Source organism: Saccharibacillus brassicae (assembly GCF_006542275.1).
Taxonomy (GTDB): Bacteria; Bacillota; Bacilli; order Paenibacillales; family Paenibacillaceae; genus Saccharibacillus; species Saccharibacillus brassicae.
Genome location: NZ_CP041217.1, coordinates 2,167,913 through 2,191,410 on the forward strand (window position 1 = coordinate 2,167,913; position 23,498 = coordinate 2,191,410).

Here is a 23,498-nt window from a genome sequence, read left to right on the forward strand (position 1 = left end):
CGCTCGGAAACGGCCTGTTCGCTCCGCCTGCGCCGCCGTTCGCCCGTCCGCTTAACAATACCCTCTCGGGGATAGGGGCGAATCGCCGGGGTAAAACGCTTTCGGGAAAAGAGAGTTCCGCTTCGACCGCTTTTTTTGGACGACCCGGGGATTCAACGCCGATTTGCGGGTAATAGATAAGCGATCGATCGCAGGCCTTCGCCGCGGGCCCAATCCCCCGGCCCGGCGGCGCGGCAGCGATCCTAATCCCAGATATCGTTTTGGCCTATTCATCTTATCCATCATTCGCCACATACATCGCACTCCGCATACGCGGCACACATCCGAGGAGGTTTTTGAACATGGGAAAATACGTTGAAGTGGAACCGGGAGTCAATATTTACGTGGAAGACGTAGGTCAGGGAAGACCGGTTATTTTCCTGCACGGATGGCCGCTCGATTCGCGAATGTTCGAATACCAATATATGCGCCTGCCGGGCATGGGCTTCCGCTGCATCGGCATCGACGCGCGCGGCTTCGGCAAATCCGACGCCCCGTGGGAAGGCTACACGTATGACCGCTACGCGGACGACGTCCGTGCGGTCATCGACGCGCTGGGCCTCGAAGACGCCGTGCTGGTCGGCTTCTCCATGGGCGGCGCGACAGCGGTACGCTACGCGGCCCGCCATCAATCGCACGGCGTATCGAAGCTGCTGCTGATCGGCGCGGCCGCTCCGAGCTTCACCGTTCGCGACGGCGTGCCGAACGCGATGACGATCGAAGACGTCAACGAACAGATCATTCAGCCTACGCTGGAAGATCGCCCGAAAATGATTACGGCGTTCGGCAAAAAGCTGACGCACAAATCGCCAAGCGCTTCTTCGTTCGCCTGGGTCGAAATGGTCGCTTTCCAGGCGTCCGCCGTCGGCACGCTCCGCGCCGCCGAGATGCTGCGCGACGAAGACCTGCGCGGCGACCTGGCGCAGATCACCGTACCGACCGCCATTTTCCACGGCGAGAAAGACGAGATTTGCCCTTACGGCCTGGCGCAGACGATGAACGCCGGCATCGCCACGTCCCACGTCGTGACGTTCGAGAAAAGCGGCCACGCCCTCATGATGGACGAACCGGAGAAATTTAATGAGGAGATTGTTGCGTTTTTACGTTGATTAACGTAAAAACCAAAAGATAAATTGTTGCGTTTCCTCGGCCTGACCGGCTCGGAGCCGCCTTTACAGATAAAAAAGCCGTACGCCCCGGGCGTACGGCTTTTTTTAATACCTGGCATCCTGCATAACTGAACGCCACGGCCGACCTAACGAATCCTACACACGCTATTTGCCCTCGAAACCGCTTTTGCGCATTTTTAACGAATGCTAATCACGCTATTTGCTCCAAAACGGCCAAATCCCTGCTCAAAATGCCAAATAAGAACATCACGATTCGTTAGATTTTCAAAAAAGCGAAATAAACGCAAATAGCGATAACAGGATTCGTTGGCTCTGGATTGCCGTTCGATCGCCTCTCGATTGTCCGTCGATTGCCACAGGGCCGCCTATGATTGCTTGCGTTTGCTTCTGGTTGCTTTCTGCTTACCTCGCGACTGCCCCTCGGCGGCCGGTTCGCCGTATGTTCGCAGCGCGGACAAGCACGATTTCGAACCTCTCCGCTCGTCGCCGGGCAGGGTGCGCCAAGCGCCCGCCTATAGGCGATCCTTTACTTTGACGGACGCCGGTAATACAATGAATCGGAAATCCCATTTCTAACCTATAAGGCGAGGGCACCATTATGTTCAAACCCGTAAGAAGCCGAAATCCGCTGCTCAGACTCAATCCGCCCCAAGTGTTGGCCGCCGGTTTCCTCGTCATGATTCTGGCCGGTTCCGGCCTTTTGTGCCTTCCGGCCGCTTCCGCCTCCGGGCAATCGATGGCTTACCTCGATGCCGTGTTCATGGCCGCTTCGGCGACGTGCGTCACCGGACTGTCCGTCGTCAATCCCGGCGTCGACCTGACGACGTTCGGGCAGCTCGTTCTGATCGGGCTCGTCCAGATCGGGGGACTCGGCTTCATGACCGTCGCCACGCTGATCGCGCTGGTGTTCCGCCGCCGGATCACGTTCCGCGAACGGCTGATTTTGCAGGAAACGCTGAGCCAGAGCTCGACGGAAGGTATCATTCGGCTGATCCGCAAAGTGCTGGTGTACGCGATCGTGATCGAATCGGTCGGCGCGATTCTGTTGTTCGCCCGTTTCTCGTTTGAAATGCCGCTGGGACAGGCCGCCTATTTCGGCGCTTTTCATAGCATCTCCATTTTTAACAATGCGGGCTTCGACCTGTTCGGGGCTATCGAAGGCCGGGCGGGCAGCCTGATCCATTACGTGGATGACCCGTTTATCAACCTGATCGCCATGCCGATGATTCTGCTCGGCGGCATCGGTTTTATCGTCATTGCCGACCTGCTCGCTTTTCCCAAAAAGCGCAAACTGTCGCTGCACAGCAAAGTCGTGCTGTCGATGACCGGCGCTCTCGTTATCGTCGGCGCAATCGTGATCTTCGTGTTCGAATTCAACAATCCCGCGACGCTCAAGCCGCTGGATCTGTCCGGCAAAACGTTTGCTTCGTTTTTCCAGTCGGTCACTTCCCGTTCGGCCGGTCTCGCGACGCTCGACGTGGGCGCGCTGCGGCAGGCGACGCAGTTCTTCATCGTCATCATGATGTTTATCGGCGCGGCTCCCGGCTCGGCCGGAGGCGGCATCAAAGTGACCACGTTCGCCATCCTGATCGGAGCGGTGCTCGCCATGATCCGCGGCCGGCAGGATATCGTCTTTTTCCGCTACCGGATCGCGCAGGACCGCGTATACAAAGCGATCACGTTTTCCCTGCTGTCTTTTCTGCTGATCGTCGTGGCCGCCATGATCTTGTCCGTCACGGAAAACTATTCGTTCCTCGGTATCTTGTTCGAAACGACGTCCGCCTACGCGACCGCAGGCATCTCGATGGGATTGACGTCCCAACTGACGCCGTTCGGACAATTCCTGATCATCGTTCTCATGTTCGTCGGCCGACTCGGGCCGATCACGCTCGCTTTTACCCTGACGCCGAAAATGGACAAAGAGCCGTTCCGCTATCCGGAAGGCAAAGTGACCATCGGCTGAGTCCGACACGCACCACGCCGCGGCCGAATACGGAATCGGCCGCGGCCTATCCGGAAAGGAGGATCGCCTCATGACACGTGAACGCAACCCGCAAGAACCGAAGCCGCTGGCCGATTCGGCGGCAGGCTCGCATGCCTCCCCGTCCGAACGGGACGCGGCGCCGCCCGAGACGCCGGAACCGATCGCGGCCGACGCGCCGCGCAAACGCAAACGCCGGCGCAAGCGGCGCTCCGGTTCGCAGACGCCGGCGGGCAGCCCGCCGGCGTCCGAACCTTCGGCCGAGGCGCCCGGCGCTTCCCGCGAAGTTCAGCCGGCCGCCCCGGCGCCGGAAGAAGACCGCGGCCAGCGCCGCGAAGCCGATCCCGCCGACGCCGAAGCCCCCGCTTCCGCCCGGCGCAAAAAAAGACGCGGCGGCGCGAAAAGCCGCCGCGGCAAGCGCGGCGCCGAAGCGGCCGCCGAGCCCGGCCCGACGGCCGAGGCCGAAGCAGAGCGCCACGCCGGCGGCGAAGCCGACAACGTCGGCCGGGCCGAGACCGTGCGCAGCGCCGGTCCCGCCGTCGACGGCGCCAAGCCGCGCAAGCGGCGCCGCAAGCGCCGTCGGAGCGGCGCGAACAAAACCGCGCCGCCGGGCGCCGAAGGCGCGGAGAGCCTGTCCGGCGGCATAACGCCGGACGAAGAGCGGTCCGGCGCGCCTCGCTCGCCGGACAAGGAAACGCCGCCGGCCCCGGACAGGCCGGCGGAGGCGCGGACCGGCGCGGCGGAACAAGCCGCCGCCGATCCGCGCGAGGACGCCGCGCCGACAGGCGGCGTCAAGGCGTGCCTGTACTGCGGCGAGCCGAAGCCGCTCGGAGACTTCCTGCGCCGGACCGGCAAGCGGTCCGGCAGCGAATCGCGGCGCGGGGCCTGCCGCGACTGCCGCAAGCGGCGCCGGTCGCCGAATCTGGAGGCGCCCGACGCGGCATCCGACCCGATGCCGCCTTCGGCCGAAGCGCGGCCGCATGAGCCGCTGCCCGAAGAAGTCGAAGCGGTCGAAGCCGCGCCCAAGCGGCGCGTTCGGCGTCCGCCGCCGGAACCGCCGGCCGACGCGCTGCTGGAGCCGACGCGCGAAGCCGAGCTGCGGCCGACCCGCCAGGGGACGATCCGCATGCGCGGCCGTACCGACAAAGGGCGGCGCTGGCAGCAGGAGACCGACCTCGAAATGGCGCGCTGCCTCGTGCGCGAGCACGCGGCCGTACTCGTCAACCGCTTCACGATCCGGCGGTTGTATACGAATCGGACGTTCCGCCGCTACATTCTGGAACGCGACCGCTATACATGCCATTTCTGCGGCGAATACGGCGACACGATCGACCATCTGCTGCCGCGCGCCAAAGGCGGCCATACGACGCCGCTCAACTGCGTCTGCGCCTGCATGCTGTGCAACCAGAACAAAGCGGACCGCGACCTGGACGAATTCATGGAAGACGCGGAGCCGTTCGACGCTCCGGCGTCCGGCGGCGTCGAGTCCGGCAGCCCGTCGTCCCCGTAAGCGGCAGACCGCCGGCGGCCGAGTCCTACACGCTGCCGCTTCGACAAGCGGAAGACGACGCACGCGGCACCCAGCACAAAGGACCTTTCCCGCCCCGCCGAGGGGCTTGAAAAGGTCCTTTTTCTTTTTCCTTTTTCCTTTTTCCTCTTCCCGTTTTCCATTTCCCGTTGGCTCGCCGCATCGCTCGCGGCCGCCCGTTCAACCTTCGGCCGGGCAGCAGGCCAGCGCCAACACGCTGCACAGTTCGCTCCGCCGGACAGGCTTCGTCAGCGAAGCCGGGACCGGGCGTCCGCCGGGCGCGGCAGGCTCGCTGTCGTGAATCAGCGGGTGCAGCAGGATAAGCGGAGCGGCCGGCGCAGCCCCGGGCGGCAGATCGGGCCGCGGCCCGGGGTCTTCTTCGAGCGCCCATTCGCTCAGCACGAGATCGAACGGGCCTTCGCCGACGAGCACGAGCGCCGCTTCCGCCACGGTCGATGCCGTCCACACTTCCATGCCGAGACGCGCGGCCAGGCGCGACAGCGTCAGGCGCGTTCCGCTTCCGCGCGCGGCGAGCAGCAGACGCCGGTCCCGCAGTTGCGCCGGATCGGACACGCCGGGTTCGACTTCGCGGTCGATCTCCAGCGGCACGGCGAAGATCATTCGCGTGCCTACGCCTTCGCGTCCTTCGGCCCGAATCCGGCCGCCCATCAGCTCGACCAGCCGCCTGCTGATCGACAGGCCGAGTCCCGTTCCGCCATAGTCTCCCGCTTCGTCGCGGTGCACCTGGGCATAATCCTGAAACAGCCGGCCGATGTCGGCTTCCGACAAGCCGATTCCGGTATCGCAGACGACGATTTCGATCCATGCCCGGGCATCGCCGCCCTCTTGCCCGTCCAGTCGGCGCGCCGAAATCCGCACTTCCCCGGCCGCCGTGAATTTGATCGCGTTGCTCAGCAGGTTGCTGACGACCTGGCGAATCTTGCCGACGTCCCCGATCAGGATCAGTCCGGGGTCGAGATCGAGATCCAGCGTCAATTCGAGCTCCGGGCGCTGCGCCGCTTTGGCCGCGAATTGGTAGACCGTGTCTTCGAGCGCCCCCAGCAGGTCCATGGGCGCCGGCTCAAGCTTCATCTGCCGGGCTTCCAATTTGCCGTAATCGAGAATGCTGCCGACCAGTTCCAGCAGCGACTGCTGGCTGCCTTCGATGATTTGCAAATACTGCTGCTGCTCGGTCGTCAGCCCGCTTTCCTTGAGCAGTTCCGACATGGCGACGATGCCGTTCATCGGCGTGCGAATATCGTGCCCCATCATCGCGAGCAGCTCGCCGGTCTGGCGGGCGGCCCGCTCCGCGTCTTCGCGGCTTTGGCGCAGTTCTTGCTCGCGCCGCACGGCAGAGCTTTTCTCTTCCGACTCGGCCAGACGCGCGAGGACGGAAGCCGCGCGTCCGAGCGCCTGCTCTTCGCCGGCGTCGAACGCCCTGCCGCTGCGCCGGGCGCCCAGCAGCCCGTGTTCGTTCCCGTTCAGCAGCGGCAGCTCAACGGTGAGGCCGCTCTCCCCGCCCGACGGATCGGGCAGGTTCAGCAGTTCACCGACGCGAAGCCCTTCCCGGGCCCGGCCCCATACGAACAGCGGACGGATGCCGTCCTCCGTCCGCTTGGCGACGAACAGCGTCTCCGCGCCCGACACTTCGGCGGCAAGTTGAAGCAGGTCGCCGGCCGCCGCGGTCAAAGCCGGCGACGGACACGCCGCCGCTTGCATCGAATCTTTCATTTTTTGTTCACCCGCTTTCCCATAGAAAATGAAAACTGCGTATTGTGCCTGCGGGAGAGCCGACCCGTGCGTCCGACCCGTGCCCCAAAATATTCAAGCGGTCTTGAATAAAAATAAAACCCCGTTGAACCGATTATACCATCGGCACGGGGGGACGAGTCCAATAAAACCCTCCCGGCCCCGGATTCCGCCAAGCCTTCTTCCGAACCCGAAGGAAATTCGGGCGGCTCGCCGCCGTTCGCGATCGGCAGACGATTTATCGACAAATTTCGTTTAACCTCCGCAGGCGAAGGGTAATTAAAAACTAGCACCACGATGTGAACTTATTCCCAAAATGCGAAGGAGATGTTCGGCATGAGCGACAACGGACTTGGCGACAAAATCAAGGCAGGCGTGAACAAAGCCAAAGGCGAGATCAAAGATCAGGTCGGCAATGCGAAGAACGATCCGGGCATGCAAGCTGACGGCAAGATGGACAAAGCCAAAGGCGCCGTACAGGAAAAAATCGGCGAAGCCAAAGACCGCCACTAATTTTTACGACGAATGATCGATTTTCCGCCTTACGGCGGTTAACGCAGCCCTTTGGGCTTGCCCTTACTTAACACACCTCGAGGAATGCCGCCGAGCCGATCGGCGGCAGCCGGAGCGCAAGCTTCGGGTACATTAAGAAGAGACCGCCCCCGCTTACGCGGGCTGCGGTCTTTTTGCCGTTTTCGCCTTTATTTGGTGCCTGTCGTTCCGCTCTCGACGACTTCGAACAGCCGCGCCGTCCGCTCCCGGTCGAGCCGGACCTTCAATTCGCCGTCTTCGGCGTTCCAGACGCAGCCGCCGCCGGAGCGGCCCTGCGGGTACAGCAGGCGGCATTCCGCCGCTTTGCCGGCCAGGCCGGGCAGGGGCAGCGACGCTTCGCTTGCGGCGTCGTCCAGCCGCCATACGGCGACGTAGCGCGTGCCGCCCCGGCGCAGGCCGAAGCTGACCCAGCCGTCTTCGATTTTCGGCAGCCCCAGCGGCCAGAACGGAAGCCCTTCGCGAATATCGCCGCGAATGGCTTTGTACACCGCAAGCGCCTCGCGAACGAGCTCGCGGCGCGGCGGGCTCAGCTCCGCCAGATGCCCGCTCTGGTGCACGCGCAGCAGCAGCGCGTTCACCATATTGAAGACGACTTCCTCGTCGTCGCCTTCGCGCAGCGGATACGACCAGATCGCCGACTGCTCCGGCGTCAGCGCGGCCGGCGAACTCGCCGCGATCTGCGCGTAGTTCACGTAGTTTTCCTGATCGCTTGTCGACTGGATGCTGTGCCGGCTGAGCATCGCGTAATCCATACGCATGCCGCCGCTGGAACAGTTTTCGATGACCAGTTCCGGATACGCGGCGAAGATGCGGTCGATCCACGACAGATACGCGCGGTTATGTTCGAGCAGGCCGTCACCGAGGCTGTCCGAATCGAGTTCCGTGCCGAGTCCGGCGTTGATATTGTAATCCATTTTGATATATCCGACCCCGTACTCCTCGACGAGCCGGCGCAGCACTTCGTCCGCATGGGCGACGACGGCCGGATTGCGGAAATCGAGATGGTAGCGGCTGCGGTCTTTGACCCTTTTGCCGTGCCGCATGAAGAACCAGGAATCGTCCGCCTCCGCAAGCTTCGGACTGTGGATGCCCATGACTTCGATCTCCAGCCACAGTCCCGGGACCATGCCTTTGCCGCGAATATAGTCGAGCACGTATTTGATGCCTTCCGGGAAGCGCTCCTCCGACGGCAGCCATTCGCCCACTCCGTCCCACCAGACGCCCGGCGAATACCACCCGCAGTCGATACAGAAATATTTGCAGCCCACGTCCGCGGCGGCATCGATCAGCGGCAGCAGGTTCTGCGTCGTCGGATTGCCCCACAGGCAGTTCATGTAATCGTTGAAAATGATGCGCAGATGCTCGTTGTCCGCATTCGGACGCCGGGTGGCACGGCGGTACCGCGTCAGTTCGCCGATCGCTTCCTCGAAGCCGCCGCGCGCCCAGCCGACCGCGACCGGTACGCTTGCGAACGTCTCGCCGGGCAGCAGTTTTTTCCACCAGCCGTGATCGTGCTCCGACGGACCGCTCACGAGCAGCGACAGATGGTCGAACTGGTTGAGCAGTTCCCAATGCCAAGATCCGTTATGCTCGATCTGCCAGAACAGCGTCGTGCCGGCTTCCGTATTTTCCAGCAGCCCCATCGGCAGATGTTCCGCGGCGGCCCACGAACCCGTGTTGCTCAGGGAGATCCGTTTGGAGCTGCGATCCGTCATATGCGACAATCCGAGCTCCGGCAGCGTGTTGCTGCGCCACTGGACTTCGCTTTGCCAGCCGTTGTGCGCCAGATGCAGCTTCATTTTGTCGTCCTGGTCGCCCGCTCCGTCCTTGGCCAGCCCGTTCAGCGAAAACGACGACACGTATTCGACGCCAAGCTCCTCCGTGCCGGCATTGCGCAGCTCGGTCCAGCTCTTGAGCACCGCAAGCCCGTCATGGAATTGGAAAAAAGAAGTCGTCGCAAGTCCCGTCGCCGGGTCGTGCATGTCGAGCGTGAACAGCAGTCCCGCCCCGGTGCGCTGTTCGGCATGCCGGACGTATCTCAGGCGCAGTCCCGGATAGGAAGCCCGGTGGCTTCTCCCGTGGTATTCGTCGCGGTCTTCGCCGCTGAGCTGTACTTCGAGCACCCGGAAGCCCTGCCGCGCCCGCTCGTCGATCCGCTCTTCTTCGAACGGCAGGCAGCCTGCGTGCAGCAGCCGGACGTCGCCTTCCTCCGTCACGTCGAACACCAAACTTAAACCGTTTTCGAAAAGCTCGATCCGCTGTTTCCCCTGTTGCGCCATCATGGCCTCGTCCCCTTTTCGCCGGCCCGCTCCGGTCTGCGCCCGGGCGGGCTTTCGTTGGAATATCCCGATTATACCGCAGCCCCGCCCAAACGGTAACGCCCTATTTTTTCCCACAACAAAACCGTTCCCGATCCGGAAACGGCTCTCTGCTACTGCTCTGCCGCGACTCTGCGCAGGTGTACACGGCGTTGTTCCGCGGCCTGTCCCTATGGCGTGTCCCGCGTAAAATAAGCTTCCGCCCGCCGGCTCGCCCAGAACGAGAACGCGAGAAACCCGACCACGTACAGCAGCTCGTACGGCCGCTCGACGAACCGGGCCAGATCATGCCCCACGTACGAGACGGCCAGCACCATGATCGCTTTGCCTCCGGCAATCGCGAGCAGAAACGCGCGTCTGGGCATCTGCACGACCGCCGCCGCCGTGTTCACGATCGCGAACGGCCCGACCGGCATCATGCTCAGGATGAACACGAAGCTGAACGCGTTGCGGCGTGCCCAGAGCAGGCTTTTCTGCACTTTGGGCCGCTCCGCCCAGCGCCGGAAATACGGACGCGACGCGACGGCGCGCACGATCAGGAACGTCGTCATGCAGCCCGCGACCAGCCCGATCCACGAGTAGAGAAAGCCGAGCCACAGTCCGTACGCCGCCGCGTTGACGCCCACGATCACGGCGGTCGGCAGCGGCGGCACGAACGATTTGAGGAACGTCAGAAAAATGCCGGGCAGCGGTCCGAGCGCGCGGAACCGTTCCATCCACTCGCGCAAATTCTCTTCCGTCATATACGATAAAAGGTCCAGGGTCGGCATATGCTGCGCTCCTTTCCGAATTTCCGGGTCCGTCCGCGAAGTTCCCGCCGGATCCGGCCTATCCGCTATTATAGCGGGTAAAGTACCTTTTTTGCCGCGAAATTGTGGATTTTCTCCGCCGATTCCGTATCGCTGACCGCCGCATTCGGGTAATCATTGCCATACATTCATCCTGCGGAGGTGCGTACCATGAACGAACGACGCGAAGCGCAAACGTTTTATTTCGAGGACGACGGCATCATTCCCAACAATCCGAAGCTGCCCGTGATCTTGTATCCCGGCGCGCTCGGCGACAAGCCGGAGTGGGCCGAATCGGTCTTCAACAGCCACAACTGGCGCAACAGCTGGGAGAACGGCGTGTTCAATTACCATCATTACCACAGCAGCGCGCACGAAGTGCTCGGCGTGACGTGCGGCACCTTGCTGCTCAAGGTCGGCGGCGAGAACGGCAGCACATTCGACCTGCAGGCGGGCGACGTTATCGTGCTGCCGGCCGGCACCGGCCACAAACGCATTACCGCGAGCGCCGATTTTCGGGTCGTGGGCGCTTACCCGGACGGCATGGACTACAACACGCGGATCGAAAACGACGGCAAGCGGGAGCAGTCGATCGAAGAAATCGCCCGCGTGCCGCTGCCCCGAACCGATCCGGTCCACGGCGACGGCGGACCGCTCGCGGAGCACTGGCCGATTCGTTAAAATTGTGCATATATTTCTGCCTCGGCCGGGGATAAAACGACTTTTCGCGCATCTTTTTATGGTATGATTTTGATGCTGTACGAATCGGATTGCGCAAAATCGGTTTGACTCTAAAAGACAGGAGTTCCCCCATCCATGAATACTGCGTTCTCCACCTTTATCGCTGTTTTTGCCATGTCGGGCGTACTCAGCGTTCTGTTGGCCCTATACGCTTCTTTTCAAAAAACGCGCTTCACGGGCATGACGCTGTTCATCTGGATGTCCGTGGCAACCGCCATTTATACGTTCGGCAGTTCCCTCGAACTGGCCAGCTCGTCGCTTGCGGAGATCAAGTTCTGGATTTCTTTCGAGTATCTGGGGCTTCCTTTCATTTCGCCGTTGAACCTGCTTGTGGTGTTCCACTACATCGGGCGCGAACGAATGATGACTCCCCGCGCGACGGCGGCCTTTTTGGTCATTCCCTTCCTTACCTCGCTGCTTATGCTGACCAACGACCTGCACGGCCTCGTCTACCAGAGCATGGACCTGCGCGCCGATTCCCCGTGGCCGCTGGCCGACTTCGCGATGGGCCTCTGGTACGTCGTCAACGGCAGCTATACGCTCGGCTGCGGCGTCGTGGGCATGTGGCTGCTGGCCATGCACATGCGCCAGACGCTGAACGTCTACCGCAAGCAGACGGCGACCATGTTCGTCAGCTTGTTTCTTCCGATCGGCGCCTCCCTGGTCTACATCCTGAACCTTACCCCCTACCATATCGATCCCGTACCCGCTACCATGAGCTTGACCAACCTGCTGTACTGCTGGGCGATCCTGTCGGCCGGCATGCTGACTTCGACCCCGGTCGTACGCGAAAATATTTTGGAAAGCATGCGCGACGGCGTCCTCGTCCTCGACGCCGCCGGCCGGCTCGCCGACTACAACAAAGCCGCTTCGCAGATGTTCCCGTTCCTCACGCCCGAGCGCATCGGCCAAAAAGCGGACCAGGCGTTCCCGGCGCGCCGTCTCCGTCCGTGGGATACGGACATGACGTTCCTCGAAGCGGAAGACCGCCAGATCGAATGGCTGGCGGACGACGGCGCCCGCCATTACCGCTTCCGTTCGTCGATCGTCTACCATAAGCACGGAGGCTCTCCGGCCGGACGCACGGTCGTCGTGCTCGACGTCACCGAGAACGTGCTGCTGCACCGCAAGCTGGAACAGATGGCGACCTATGACGGCATGACGCAGATCTACAACCGGACGCATTTCGTCGAGCGTTCGGAGAAGCTGCTGATCGAAGCGTGGGAGATCGGCGAACCGCTGACGATCGCCCTGTTCGATATCGACCGCTTCAAATCGATCAACGATACGCACGGCCACGACGTCGGCGACTGCGTGATCCGGCATGTCGTGCATGCCTGCAAAATCTATCTCGGCGATCGCGACGTATTCGGCCGTTACGGCGGCGAGGAGTTCGCGCTCTGCATGCCGGGGCGCTCTCTCGAAGACGCCTACGGCCTGCTCGAACGCGTCCGGCGCGAACTGGATTCCGGTCCCGTCATGACCCCTTCGGGTCCGGTCGGCGCGACCGCAAGCTTCGGCCTCGTCGAAGCCCGTCCGGGCCGCCCGCTCAAGCGGCTGACCAAGCTCGCCGACGAAGCGCTCTACCGCGCCAAACAAAGCGGCCGCAACAACGTCCAGCTCGCCGCCGGCGAGCACATCCCCGAACCGGACGCGGAGCCGCTGCCGACAGGCAAGGACGTGCCGGCGAAATCGGTCGGGGATTGAGGCCGGGAGAAAAGTGTGCAAAAGGTCAACATTTTGGGCGATAATCTTCAATTCCGGCCTAAATGTGTACGAAAAGTCAACTTTTCGCCCGATTCAGCGCCGTTACGGACCGATATGAAGAGAAAAGTGTGCAAAAAGTCAACATTCGGCAGGAAAACGGCTCTCGGAGCGGAAAATGTATACCGGAAGTCAACATTTTCGTCGTCCTAACGTCCGGGCAGGTCGGGTTCCGGTTAGAGCAGGTCCGGTTCAGACCCGCCCGGACCTGTTCACCCGGCCGTGTGCCAAACCGGTTCCACTCCATTCCATTCCGTCATTCCCCGCTGCTCCGCGCCGTTTCAGGAAAAGCCTTAGGCGGCGCGAAGCGGCGGCGACGTTCAGAAAGAAGGAATCTCTTATGAAGTTCGCCCAATACGTCCAATACGATGCGGTCGGCCTGGCCGGGCTGCTGCGCAACAAGGAAGTGTCGGCCGTCGAGCTGGCGCAGGCCGCTTTGTCGCGGATGGACGAAGTGAATCCGCGGCTTAACGCCGTCGTGCGCGACCGGCGCGAAGCCGCGCTCGCGGAAGCGGCGGCGATCTCCGCCCCGAGCGCGGAGCGCCCGTTTGCCGGCGTGCCGTACCTGCTCAAAGACATTTCGCAGGCGCTCGCAGGCGAGCCGCTCACTTCCGGCTCGGCCCTGCTGCAGGGCAACGTCGCGCGCCGCGATTCCAATTACGTCGCCCGCCTGCGGGCCGGCGGCCTGATCCCGCTCGGCCACACGAATACGCCCGAATTCGGGCTCAAGAACATTACCGAACCGGCCCTATACGGGCCGGCGCGCAATCCGTGGAATCCGGAGTATTCCCCGGGCGGCTCCAGCGGCGGCGCGGCGGCCGCGATCGCCTCGGGCATCGTGCCCGCCGCCGGCGCGAGCGACGGCGGCGGTTCGATCCGCATCCCGGCGTCGTTCACCGGCCTGTTCGGCCTCAAGCCGACGCGCGGCCGGACCCCGGTCGGCCCCGGCATCGGCCGCCAATGGCAGGGCGCGTCGATCGACTTCGCCCTGTCGCGCACCGTGCGCGATAGCGCGGCGCTGCTGGACCTGCTGCAAATCGTGCAGCCCGAAGCCGCGTTCCAGACGCCGCTCTATCCGGGCGTCTACGCCCAAGACATGCTCGCGCCTCATCCGCGCCCGCTGCGGATCGCCTTTACGACCGCGTCGCCGGTCGGCACGCCCGTCGGCGAAGACGCCGTGCAGGCCGTGCTGAAGACCGTCCGCTGGCTGGAAAGCCAGGGCCACGAGGTCGAAGAAAAGCTCAGCCCGGTCAACGGCGTCCGCCTGATGGAAAACTATTACACGATGAACGCGGGCGAAGTGTCCGCCATGTTCATCTCGCTGGAGCGCATGCTCGGCCGCGACATCCGGCCCGAAGAGGTGGACATCATCACGTGGGTGTTCGCCGAAGCCGGCAAAAACGTCTCCGCCGCCGAGTTCGTGCACAGCCTGAACGAATGGGACGTCGCCGCGGCGCAGATGGCCGAATTGTCGGCACGCTACGATCTGTACGTGACGCCGGCAAGCGCCCTGCCCGCTCCGCGCGTCGGCGAGCTGACGCATACGCCGGAGCAGGCCGCTCCGTGGATGCGCGTGAGCGAGCTTTCCGCCGGCGAACAGCGGCAGATGCTGTACGACATTTTCGAGCGCAGCCTGACGTATACGCCGTTTACGCAGCTCGCCAACCTGACCGGCCAGCCCGCGACCAGCCTGCCGCTGCACCTGACCGAAGACGGCCTGCCGCTCGGCGTGCAGATGATCGCCGCCAAAGGGCGCGAAGACCTGCTGCTGCGCATCGCCGCGCAGCTGGAGCAGTCCGACCTGTGGGTCGGCATGCAGGGCAATCCGATGCTCGGCTGACCGGCCCCGGCGCGGAATCCGAGCCCGGAGCCCGGACGCCTTTTGAAGACCGCCGTCTCCGGTCCGCGGCCCTCGCAAGCGGCGGCTCTCGCCCGAACGCCGTCTGGTCTGGCACCGCCGAGCGTACCCTGCCCGATCCGCATGCGTCCGTATGCGCCGACCGCAAGGCACCGGCTGCGAGACACCGGCTGCGAAGCCTGCCTTCGAGGTCCTGCCTTCGAGGCCTCACCTCGAGGCCCGTACAACCAAAAAGCCGTCCCGACCGCGTTTGCGGACAGGGACGGCTTTTCCTTTTCGGCGTATTGCCCCGCGCTTCCCGTCACTCCGAGACGAACCAGGCGGCCGTAATGCGGCCGCTGTGCGTGTCGTAGATCGCGGCGGCCTGCGTGACCGCGTCCGATCCGGCCCGGGTCACATGCTCGTGGTCGATGACCCGGCTGCCGAGCACCATGCGGTTGACGAGCTTGGCCTGCACTTTGTCGAGCTCGAACCGTGTGCGGTAGCGCTCGCGCATCTGCTCGCGCCCTTCGGCGATCAGCGTCCCGCCCGGCAGCACGTACAGCTTCGCGTCTTCGGCATACACGTCCAGAAAGCCCTCCAGGTCGTGGGCGTTATAGCAGTCGAGCTGGCGCTGGGCCAACTCTTCGGCGGTCTCGAATCGGGATTCCGTCATGTTCTTCTTCCTCTCCGCTGCGGGAATATGATCGTGCTTCTCCATTGTACCTGCCGCGGGCCCAGGCTTCACCCTTCATTTGCGCTGCCGATTGCTTCGCCCCGTTTTCGTGTAATAAGAAGAAAAAGGCTTCTCAGCGCCGGACGAGGAGGGATTCCCATCATCACGATCGGACTTACGAATTTTAGCGACCACGACGAACTATACGGCAAAAAGAAACCCGCCGAACGGCTGCCCGCCTACAGCGAGACGTTCAAGCTGGTCGAGTTGGACAGTTCGTTTTACGCGATCCAGCCCGTCAAAAATTATGAGAAATGGGTGTCCCAGACGCCGGACGATTTCGGGTTCGTCATCAAGGCGTATCAGGGCATGACCGGGCATCTGCGCGAGAAAAAGAATTATTTTGACACGCCGGAAGAGATGTTCGCCGCTTTTCATACGAGCCTTGCGCCCGTCATCGAAGCGGACAAACTGACGATGACGCTGTTCCAATACCCGCCCTGGTTCGACTGCACCCGCGAGAACGTGGAGAAGCTGCGCGTCACGCGCGAATTCATGAAGGACGTGCCGTGCGCACTCGAATTCCGGCACCAATCGTGGTATTCGCCGCAGTTCCGCGACAAGACGCTTGATTTTATGCGCAAAGAAGGCTGGATTCAGACCGTCGTCGACGAACCGCAGGCCGGCAGCGGATCGATTCCGATCATCGCGCACGCGACGAGCGACGAAGCGACCTATGTGCGGATGCACGGACGCAACGTCGGCGGCTGGCACAAGAGCAGCGATCCGAACTGGCGCAAGCTGCGCTATCTGTACCGCTACAGCACCGAGGAGTTGACCGAATGGCGCGATATCCTGCTCGACCTGGACAAGCAGAGCAAGCATGTGTACGTCGCGTTCAACAACAACTCCGACAAGGACGCCACGCCCAACGCGCTGGAGCTGATGGAACTGCTCGGCCAGCCGATTCCCGCCGGAGCGCCGTGGCCGCCGCCGGAACAAGCCGGGCAGGCGGCGCAGGCCGACGAACCGGAACAACCGCAGCAGGAGAAACTGTTCTAACTCGCAAAAAGACCGCTCCGATGCGTAAACGACGCATCGCGAGCGGTCTTTTTTTCTGTGATAGCCATTCTTTTTCCCTAATTGTGATTCCCGTGATGAGGGTCCGCCGCGCCTTACTTAAACCATTTCAGGCGTTCTTCGAGCGGCTTGAACTGCTTCTCGCCGGCCGGGGCCGTCGGCTTGCCGAACGGCATCTGCGCGATCAGCTTCCAGCTCTCCGGGATGTCCCATTCCGGCTTGACCTTCTCGTCGATCAGCGGATTGTAATGCTGGAGCGAAGCGCCGTAGCCTTCCGCTTCGAGCAGCGTCCAGATCGCGTACTGGTGCATGCCCGAAGACTGCTGCGACCAGATCGGGAAATTGTCCTGATACGCCTGGAACTGCTCCTGCATGCCGCGGATAACCGATTCGTCCTCGAAGAAGAGAATGGTGCCGTAGCCCGCTTTGAAGCTGTCCATTTTTTCCTGCGTCGGCCCGAAGCTGCCTTCCGGCACGATTTCTTTTAGGATGCCTGTCGTGAAGTCCCACAGTTTGTCGTGATGCTCGCCGAGCAGGACGACGACGCGCGCGCTCTGCGAATTGAATGCCGACGGCACGTGCAGCAGCGCCTGCTCGATCAGCTCGCGGATTTTGTCGTCGGATGCTGTCTGTTCCTTGCTGATTCCGTAAATACTGCGTCTGTTTTGCATCAGTTCCAGCATGTTTTCGGTCGTCAAGAAAAACGCCTCCCCAAAGTTGGTCCGCTTCCGCAAAGATCCCGCAAACGGCACAGTTTATCATTACCCCCTGCGGCTCCCTATTCAAGCAGGCCGGCTCAATCGTTCCCTTATCTTTTCCATGTAAGCGTTAACGAAATCCCTATCGATTTATTCTGCCCACAAAAAAAATCCGGCTCGTTTAAGCCCCCCATCCTTTTGGGTAACTTGTATTATTCCTTTAGCGAGCGAGCCACTCTTTCTTCGTCATCGAAAAGAGATCCGGCATCCCGATCGCGACTTTCCAACGCAGCGTTCCTTACCGATTACCCCGGACGCCCATGCGTCTTTTATCTACATGACGGCCTGATGGCATCCGGCTTCCGAGTTCGCTTTTACGGACATCCGCATACGCAGCCGAACCCCAACATATTCGAGGAGGTTTTTTTTAACATGCCCGCTAACCACACAATGATGCAATTTTTTGAATGGCACGTAGATGCCGACGGTCAGCATTGGAACCGACTCAAGGAAATGGCTCCCGAACTCAAGCAATGGGGCATTGACTCCGTCTGGATTCCGCCTGTCACCAAAGGCCAATCCGCGGAAGATACCGGCTACGGCGTATACGATTTGTACGATCTGGGCGAATTCGACCAGAAAGGCACGGTCCGGACCAAATACGGCACGAAGGAAGAATTGAAAAGCGCTATCGCGGCCTGCCACGAATTCGGCGTTGCCGTCTACGTCGACCTGGTCATGAACCACAAAGCCGGCGCGGACGAGACGGAACGGTTCAAAGTCGTCGAAGTCGATCCGAACAACCGCAACGAAGTCATCTCGGAAGAGCCGTTCGAGATCGAAGGCTGGACCAAGTTCACGTTCCCGGGCCGCGGCGAGCAGTATTCCGCGTTCAAATGGGATGCCACCCACTTCAACGGCACGGACTTCGACAACGCGACCGGCAACAACGGCATCTACCGCATCGGCGGCGAGAACCGCGGCTGGGACGACAAGGTCGACAACGAATTCGGCAACTACGATTACCTGATGTTCGCCAATATCGACTACCGGCTGCCGGAAGTGCGCGAAGAGATGATGGAGTGGGGCCGCTGGCTCGTCGATACGCTTCAGTGCAGCGGCTACCGCCTGGACGCGATCAAGCACATCAACCATGACTTCATCCGTGAATTCGCGGGCGAGATGATCCGCAAGCGCGGCGAAGACTTCTACATCGTCGGCGAATTCTGGAACAACGACCTGAACGCCTGCCGGGAATTCCTCGACAACGTCGATTACCGGATCGATCTGTTCGACGTCGCGCTGCACTACAAGCTGCACGAAGCTTCGCAGTCCGGCAGCGCCTTCGACCTGACGAAAATTTTCGACGACACGCTCGTGCAGACCCACCCGACGAACGCCGTTACTTTCGTGGACAACCATGACTCCCAGCCGGGCGAATCGCTGGAATCGTGGATCGACGACTGGTTCAAGCAGAGCGCATACGCGCTGATCCTGCTGCGCCGCGACGGGTATCCGTGCGTCTTCTACGGCGATTACTTCGGTATCGGCGGCGAGAACCCGATCGAAGGCAAGAAAATGGCGATCGATCCGCTGCTCTACGCGCGCTGCCAAAAAGCGTACGGCGAGCAGGTCGACTACTTCGACCATCCGAACACGATCGGCTGGGTCCGTCTGGGCAGCGAAGAAGTCGAAGGTTCCGGCTGCGCGGTCGTCATTGCGAACGGCGAACCGGGCGAGAAAAGAATGAACGTCGGCGCGGAGCGCGCGGGCGAAGAATGGATCGACCTGACGAACACGCGCGAAGACAAGATCGTGATCGAGGAAGACGGCTTCGCCACGTTCCCGGTCAACGGCGGCAGCGTATCCGTCTGGGCGCTTCCCGAACAAGACAGCACGATGGACTGCGCCGTACAGGAGTAAGCTTGCGTCTGGCGCCTGGAGCGGCTTCGGACGGCTGTGAGCCGTTGCGGGCCGGGGAGCGCAAGTTCCCCGGCCCGACCGTCCGCGTCCTGTGCGTGTGTCATACCAACAGCCCGTTAGAAGCGAATCCGCCGAAAGGCGAATTTGCGGCTAACGGGTTGCTTGGCGTTCAGCCGCGCGGCAGCTCCTGCAGCAGATTCCACGCCAGCACCAGCGCGGTGCCCCAGATGAACAGCGCCGAGCCGCGGTTGAACCGCAGCATCAGCCGGCCGCCGCCGTCGAAGCGGCGCAGCACCGAACCGGCTCCGGCCAGGCCGGCGAACCAGATCCACGAGACGGCGACGCAGGCCGCCGCAAAGCGCACTTGGTCCGCGCCGGCGTAAGCGAGCGCGCTCGTCCCGATCACGCCGATCGTATCGAGCAGCGCGTGCGGATTGAGCAGCGATACCGAAGCGGCGAACAGGATCTGCTTCGCCGGCGGCAGCGCCCGGGTAGGCGCGGCGGAGCCGCCCTGCGCTTCGGCCGGGCGCGACCGCCAGAGAGAGAAGCCCATATAGGCGAGAAAAGCGATCCCGGCCAGCATCAGGGCGAGGCGAAGCCCTTCGAACTCCAGCACGACGGCGGAGACGCCGAATACGGCGAGCAGGATCAACAGCGTGTCGCACAGCGAAGCCGCGACCACCGCCGGCAGGGCGCCAGGCAGGCGCGGCTGGGCCGCGCCCTGGGTAAACACAAATACGTTCTGCACGCCAAGCGGCAGAATCAGGCCGAGAGCCAGCACGAATCCGTGCAGGATGGCTTCCATGGGGCATCGACTCCTTTGCTTGTTCCTCCCCTATGTTAAGCGATGCAAGGACGCGGTGCAGCCGGTTTTTTGCAGCGGCAAATCCGGATTCGACGCAAAAAACAGGAAAAAGCCCGCCTTGTGACAAGGCGGGCTTTTTCCTGTTCGTTTCGCGAAAGTGGGGCTTCGCGGCGGCGCGCTTACACCCAGCGGATGACGTCTTCCACCGGTCTGCGCGTCTGCGGCCGGGGTTCTTTGTCCCGGTAGCCGAACGCTGCCATGACGCTGACGCCGTAGGCGCCGTCTTCGAGCAGGCCCGCTTCCGCCAAAACCTCGTCCAGCTTGGCGCGGTCGAAGCCTTCGATCGGGCACGAGTCGATGCCGATCTGTGCGGCGGCGGTCATCATGTTGCCGAGCGCGATATACGTCTGCTTCGAAGCCCAGTCGAACAGGCTGCGTTCGTCGCGCAGGTCCATATGTTCTTCCTGGAACGTCTTGTACAGATCCGTCGTCATCTTCTCGACGAGTTCGGGCGGATACTTTTTCACTTCAAGCATCTGCTCTTTCATATAGGCCGAATCGTAGCGCACGTCGCGGCGGGCCAGAATAACGACGAAGTGGCTGGCCGTCGATAGATGGCCCTGTGCGCCCCACGAGACCGGGCGCATCTTCTCGCGCAGTTCCCGATTCTGGACGACGACGAATTTCCACGGCTCCAGACCGACCGAACTTGGCGACAGCCGCCCTGTCTCCAGAATAAAATCGAATTCCTCGGCCGGAATTTTCCGGTCGGGATCAAAAGTTTTGGTTGCATGTCTGAACCGGTACGCGTCCAGAATGTCTTGTCTTTTTGCTTCGCTGCTCATAGATCCGGTCACCCTCCGATAGATGCTAAAATCGATAATTGGTTACTTTTAATTACCGATACATTCTATCGCGTTTGCCGCCCCGGGTCAAACAGGCGAAAATTCCTTACTCCCGCTCGGCTGCGAAGGCTGAGATAGAACCGCAAAGCGGCCGCGGCGCCGACATCCGTCCGCACGCAAAAAGCCCCGCTGCCGGCCGGGGCCGTAAACGGGGCTTTTCTTGTTGGTGCCGACTTGAATCGGCGGCATTTAGATGCTGACGTCGAAATTGCGTCCGACCCGTACGGCCTTGGCCGGTTCGGAACGGTTCTCCCACGGCTGCACCGCGCCCGGAGCGGCCGGCGGCGCGTAGAGCGACCCCAGCGAACCGAGCGCCTCCAACGAGCCGAGCATCGCTCTGGCGTAATCGTCGCCGCCTTTGGGCGCTTTGCGCGGCGCGGCGGGCTGTTCGTTGACCGACTGTTCGTGAAGTTCTTCGGTCATGCTGAATTCAGGCTGCGCCTGAGGTTCCGACTCCGGATGCTCGCGATCCGGACGTCCCTGCACGGAAGTGAATTCCGGGCGTTCCCCGTTGGCTGCGTCCAGCAGCGCGATATGCCGTTCCAGCAGCGCGATATGGCGCCGGATACGCATGGCGCGCTGTTCCCGATCCTGATCCGATACCGGAAGCTGAAGGATACGGGACAGCTCGACTTCCAGACTCGCTTTACGATTCTCCAACGGCGCCTTGCCGTGACGGCTCGGCGTGTAGGACGTATTCAGCGCGGGCAGTGCGCTGAGCGGAGCCACCGGCGAAGTTCTGCCCTGTATGCCTTGTATGCCTTGTATACTGCTCATTGAAGCCATCCGCCTTTCCTTGTCAAAATGAAAAACGTCGAATTTCAAATGCGCTGCACAAACTTAAGCCGTGTATTTCATTCATGTGTTGAAGCACTTGCTGCGGTTGTGATCACACAGGTTGGACAGGCGCAAGCGGTTCGTCGGCTGGAGCAGAGCGAAGTAGATTACGAAGGTTGTGATTCCGTAATCATTACCCCGTTTTCAAACTTTGTAACGGCCTTCCGCAAAAAAAATGTAAATTCAGGCATAAACGGATAATATAAGTTAGCCTGCAAGCAAAACTTGATATTTCGCGGTTCCGTTACCGCAAATCGCCTGCTTAATCGGCGCCGCGCACCGCTTCGGCCGTGACGCGGACGATGAGGCGCAGCGCTTCGAGCAGCGTCTCCTGCGGCAGCGAAGGCAGCGAAGGCTTGAGCGCGGCAAGCCGGGTCGACGCCGGAAAATGGACGAAGCCCGCAAGCGCCGGCGAGCCGCTTTCCCGAAGATCGTCAAGCAGCGCGTACATCGTATTGTTGCAAATATACGTGCCGGCCGTATTGGAGACAGCAGACGGAATGCCGGCCGCCTGCAGCTCCTGCACGATCCGGCGGATCGGCAGCGTCGAGAGCAGGCCGTCCGGGCCGTCCGCGCGGATCGGTTCGTCTCTCGGGCTGCGCCCTTCGTTATCGGCGTAACTTTCCGTGTCCTTGACGTTGATCGCGATCCGCTCCGGCGTGATGGCGGTGCGCCCCGCGGCAAGGCCGCAGGCGATAACCGCATCCGGCTTCAGCCGCCGCGTCTCGGCCAGCAGCTTCGCGGCGCATTCGTCGTAGCGGACCGGCAGCAGCAGCGTATGCAGCCGCACGTCCGCGAACGCTTCGCCCAAATCTTCCCGTCCGATCTGCTCCATCAGCTCCTCGGTCGGATTGATCGGCGAACCGCCGAACGGCTCGAAGCCGGAAATCAAAATATTCATATTTTTTCCCCCGTTCGTTTATTTGGCGTTTTTTTCCCCGAAGTTCGGCCGAAGCCGTCTTCTTCGTCATGTTCTTCGCGCCTTTTATCTTTGAAAATGGCGTAGGCGATATGCAGGATCAGGGCGATAAAAATGCCCGTGCCGGCCATGACGTATACCATCGTGAACACTTTGCCGAGGTTCGTCGCCGGCACGAAATCCGGATGCCCGACCGTACTCAGCGTCATGACGCAGAAATAGAGCGCGTCCACGACCGTCAGCCCTTCTTCGTTGACGTAGAACAGGGTGCCGGACAGCAGGAATACGAGCACAAGCACGAACAGCGCCTGAAAATTTTTGGAACGGAACGCCCGGAAGATGCCGCCGAGCAGACGCTTGAGCGTCAGCAGAAACGAAATCATGCCATCCCTCCTTTTTTGTATCCACCGTACGACAAAAAAATCCGTACGGCAAATGCGCGACGCTATTGCCTCTGCCGCACGCCGTCTTCCGGGGCACAATCGGTCTTGAGACCGAGTCCTTTTCAACCCGTTGAACGAGGTGCCGATCGGCAGAAGGGCGTATAGTGAACTCAAACGATATAAAGAGGAGAGGTTGTTATGTCAAAAAAAGCGATTTGGGGACCCCTGCTGATCCTGCTCGGCGCTTATCTGCTGCTCGGCCAAGGCATCGGCATGAACTCGGGCATGATCTTCGGTTATTTCTGGGCGTCGCTGTTCATTCTTCCGCTGGGCCTGTTCTTCCATTGGATGTATTTCTCGATGACGCACGGGCGGCTGCCCGGACTGCTGATTCCCGGCGGTATTCTCGTGACCGTCGCGATCGTCTGCCAGATTGCGATGCTATTCGGCAGTTGGAACGTCATGTGGCCGGGCTTCATTCTCGCTCCCGCCGTCGGATTGTTCGAATTCTATTGGTTCAGCGGCCGCAACCGCTGGCTGCTGATCCCGATCAACATCCTGACCGTGCTGTCGCTGCTGTTCTTCGCCGTCTTCTCGATCGAAGCGCTGACGACCCGCACGTTCATGGAGCAGCCGCTGCTGGCGTTCGTCCTGATCGGCCTGGGCGCCCTGCTGCTGCTGCCGCTGCGCAGAAAATCCAAATCCGGCCCGGTCGGCCGCGTCTAGGCGAAATTCCGCCGGGTACGCCGCATAAGCGGCACACCCCGCCTATGCCGGATACGTCAAAAAGCCCCTGTGTCCGCAATCGGCGGCAGCAGGGGCTTTCTTCTATTATTGAGATCCGA

The 23,498-nt window shown here is 61.7% G+C and carries 20 protein-coding genes; 10 read left to right on the plus strand and 10 right to left on the minus strand.

What is annotated here, in order from left to right:
• Positions 1-341: 341 nt before the first annotated feature.
• The 3 genes from FFV09_RS09025 to FFV09_RS24550 all read left to right on the plus strand — a co-directional run bounded on the left by FFV09_RS09025 (position 342) and on the right by FFV09_RS24550 (position 4,660).
• Positions 342-1,148: an alpha/beta fold hydrolase gene (locus tag FFV09_RS09025; RefSeq protein WP_141447528.1), complete on the plus strand. Its 807-nt coding sequence runs from the start codon at positions 342-344 to the stop codon at positions 1,146-1,148.
• A gap of 619 nt (positions 1,149-1,767) precedes the next feature.
• Entirely contained in the window at positions 1,768-3,132 is a 1,365-nt protein-coding gene (locus FFV09_RS09030) for a TrkH family potassium uptake protein (RefSeq protein WP_141447529.1), read from the plus strand.
• A gap of 820 nt (positions 3,133-3,952) precedes the next feature.
• A complete protein-coding gene (locus FFV09_RS24550) occupies positions 3,953-4,660 on the plus strand; it encodes an HNH endonuclease (RefSeq protein ID WP_425472309.1) in 708 nt (235 codons plus the stop codon).
• A 198-nt stretch (positions 4,661-4,858) separates the two neighbouring features.
• On the opposite strand, the gene FFV09_RS09040 is transcribed toward FFV09_RS24550, so the two are convergent.
• Positions 4,859-6,409, minus strand: a complete 1,551-nt coding sequence (locus tag FFV09_RS09040; RefSeq protein WP_141447530.1) for a sensor histidine kinase — start codon at positions 6,407-6,409, stop codon at positions 4,859-4,861.
• Positions 6,410-6,763: 354 nt separating this feature from the next.
• Between FFV09_RS09040 and FFV09_RS09045 the strand changes: the two genes are divergently transcribed.
• The gene (locus FFV09_RS09045; RefSeq protein WP_141447531.1) at positions 6,764-6,940 is read left to right on the plus strand and encodes a CsbD family protein; all 177 of its coding nucleotides are present in this window, start codon (positions 6,764-6,766) and stop codon (positions 6,938-6,940) included.
• 188 nt (positions 6,941-7,128) lie between these two features.
• Here FFV09_RS09045 and FFV09_RS09050 read toward each other — a convergent pair whose 3' ends face one another.
• Together FFV09_RS09050 and FFV09_RS09055 are read right to left on the minus strand one after the other, a co-directional pair.
• Positions 7,129-9,261, minus strand: coding sequence for a glycoside hydrolase family 36 protein (locus FFV09_RS09050; RefSeq protein WP_425472286.1), 2,133 nt, complete (start codon positions 9,259-9,261; stop codon positions 7,129-7,131).
• A gap of 206 nt (positions 9,262-9,467) precedes the next feature.
• A complete protein-coding gene (locus FFV09_RS09055; protein ID WP_141447532.1) occupies positions 9,468-10,067 on the minus strand; it encodes a TVP38/TMEM64 family protein in 600 nt (199 codons plus the stop codon).
• A 189-nt stretch (positions 10,068-10,256) separates the two neighbouring features.
• On the opposite strand from FFV09_RS09055, the gene FFV09_RS09060 reads away from it, so the two are divergent.
• The 3 genes from FFV09_RS09060 to FFV09_RS09070 all read left to right on the plus strand — a co-directional run bounded on the left by FFV09_RS09060 (position 10,257) and on the right by FFV09_RS09070 (position 14,430).
• Positions 10,257-10,766, plus strand: a complete 510-nt coding sequence (locus FFV09_RS09060) for a cupin domain-containing protein (protein ID WP_141447533.1) — start codon at positions 10,257-10,259, stop codon at positions 10,764-10,766.
• 135 nt (positions 10,767-10,901) lie between these two features.
• Positions 10,902-12,533, plus strand: coding sequence for a histidine kinase N-terminal 7TM domain-containing diguanylate cyclase (locus FFV09_RS09065; RefSeq protein WP_141447534.1), 1,632 nt, complete (start codon positions 10,902-10,904; stop codon positions 12,531-12,533).
• A 397-nt stretch (positions 12,534-12,930) separates the two neighbouring features.
• A complete protein-coding gene (locus FFV09_RS09070) occupies positions 12,931-14,430 on the plus strand; it encodes an amidase (protein WP_141447535.1) in 1,500 nt (499 codons plus the stop codon).
• 319 nt (positions 14,431-14,749) lie between these two features.
• Here FFV09_RS09070 and FFV09_RS09075 read toward each other — a convergent pair whose 3' ends face one another.
• Complete coding sequence (locus FFV09_RS09075; protein ID WP_170314977.1) at positions 14,750-15,103, minus strand: nuclear transport factor 2 family protein; 354 nt, start codon at positions 15,101-15,103, stop codon at positions 14,750-14,752.
• A gap of 159 nt (positions 15,104-15,262) precedes the next feature.
• Here FFV09_RS09075 and FFV09_RS09080 point away from each other — a divergent pair, with 159 nt between their 5' ends.
• Positions 15,263-16,165 (plus strand): DUF72 domain-containing protein, encoded by a 903-nt coding sequence (locus FFV09_RS09080; RefSeq protein WP_170315141.1) that lies wholly within the window; start codon positions 15,263-15,265, stop codon positions 16,163-16,165.
• 113 nt (positions 16,166-16,278) lie between these two features.
• Here FFV09_RS09080 and FFV09_RS09085 read toward each other — a convergent pair whose 3' ends face one another.
• On the minus strand, positions 16,279-16,866 hold the full coding sequence (locus FFV09_RS09085) for a nitroreductase family protein (RefSeq protein WP_141450407.1): 588 nt from the start codon (positions 16,864-16,866) through the stop codon (positions 16,279-16,281).
• 447 nt (positions 16,867-17,313) lie between these two features.
• On the opposite strand from FFV09_RS09085, the gene FFV09_RS09090 reads away from it, so the two are divergent.
• Positions 17,314-18,804 carry an alpha-amylase gene (locus FFV09_RS09090; protein ID WP_141447537.1) on the plus strand — a complete coding sequence of 497 codons (1,491 nt, stop codon included), beginning with the start codon at positions 17,314-17,316 and terminating at the stop codon, positions 18,802-18,804.
• 169 nt (positions 18,805-18,973) lie between these two features.
• Here FFV09_RS09090 and FFV09_RS09095 read toward each other — a convergent pair whose 3' ends face one another.
• The 5 genes from FFV09_RS09095 to FFV09_RS09115 form a co-directional block, all read right to left on the minus strand.
• A complete protein-coding gene (locus FFV09_RS09095) occupies positions 18,974-19,609 on the minus strand; it encodes a LysE/ArgO family amino acid transporter (protein ID WP_141447538.1) in 636 nt (211 codons plus the stop codon).
• Between the two features lie 179 nt (positions 19,610-19,788).
• Positions 19,789-20,454 carry an NAD(P)H-dependent oxidoreductase gene (locus FFV09_RS09100; protein ID WP_141447539.1) on the minus strand — a complete coding sequence of 222 codons (666 nt, stop codon included), beginning with the start codon at positions 20,452-20,454 and terminating at the stop codon, positions 19,789-19,791.
• 249 nt (positions 20,455-20,703) lie between these two features.
• A complete protein-coding gene (locus tag FFV09_RS09105) occupies positions 20,704-21,291 on the minus strand; it encodes a hypothetical protein (protein ID WP_141447540.1) in 588 nt (195 codons plus the stop codon).
• 322 nt (positions 21,292-21,613) lie between these two features.
• On the minus strand, positions 21,614-22,252 hold the full coding sequence (locus FFV09_RS09110; RefSeq protein ID WP_141447541.1) for a pyroglutamyl-peptidase I: 639 nt from the start codon (positions 22,250-22,252) through the stop codon (positions 21,614-21,616).
• Positions 22,249-22,653 (minus strand): potassium channel family protein, encoded by a 405-nt coding sequence (locus FFV09_RS09115; protein WP_141447542.1) that lies wholly within the window; start codon positions 22,651-22,653, stop codon positions 22,249-22,251. The genes FFV09_RS09110 and FFV09_RS09115 overlap by 4 nt, the downstream gene beginning before the upstream one ends.
• Positions 22,654-22,851: 198 nt before the next feature.
• Here FFV09_RS09115 and FFV09_RS09120 point away from each other — a divergent pair, with 198 nt between their 5' ends.
• On the plus strand, positions 22,852-23,379 hold the full coding sequence (locus FFV09_RS09120) for a hypothetical protein (protein ID WP_141447543.1): 528 nt from the start codon (positions 22,852-22,854) through the stop codon (positions 23,377-23,379).
• The last annotated feature ends 119 nt before the right edge of the window (positions 23,380-23,498 follow it).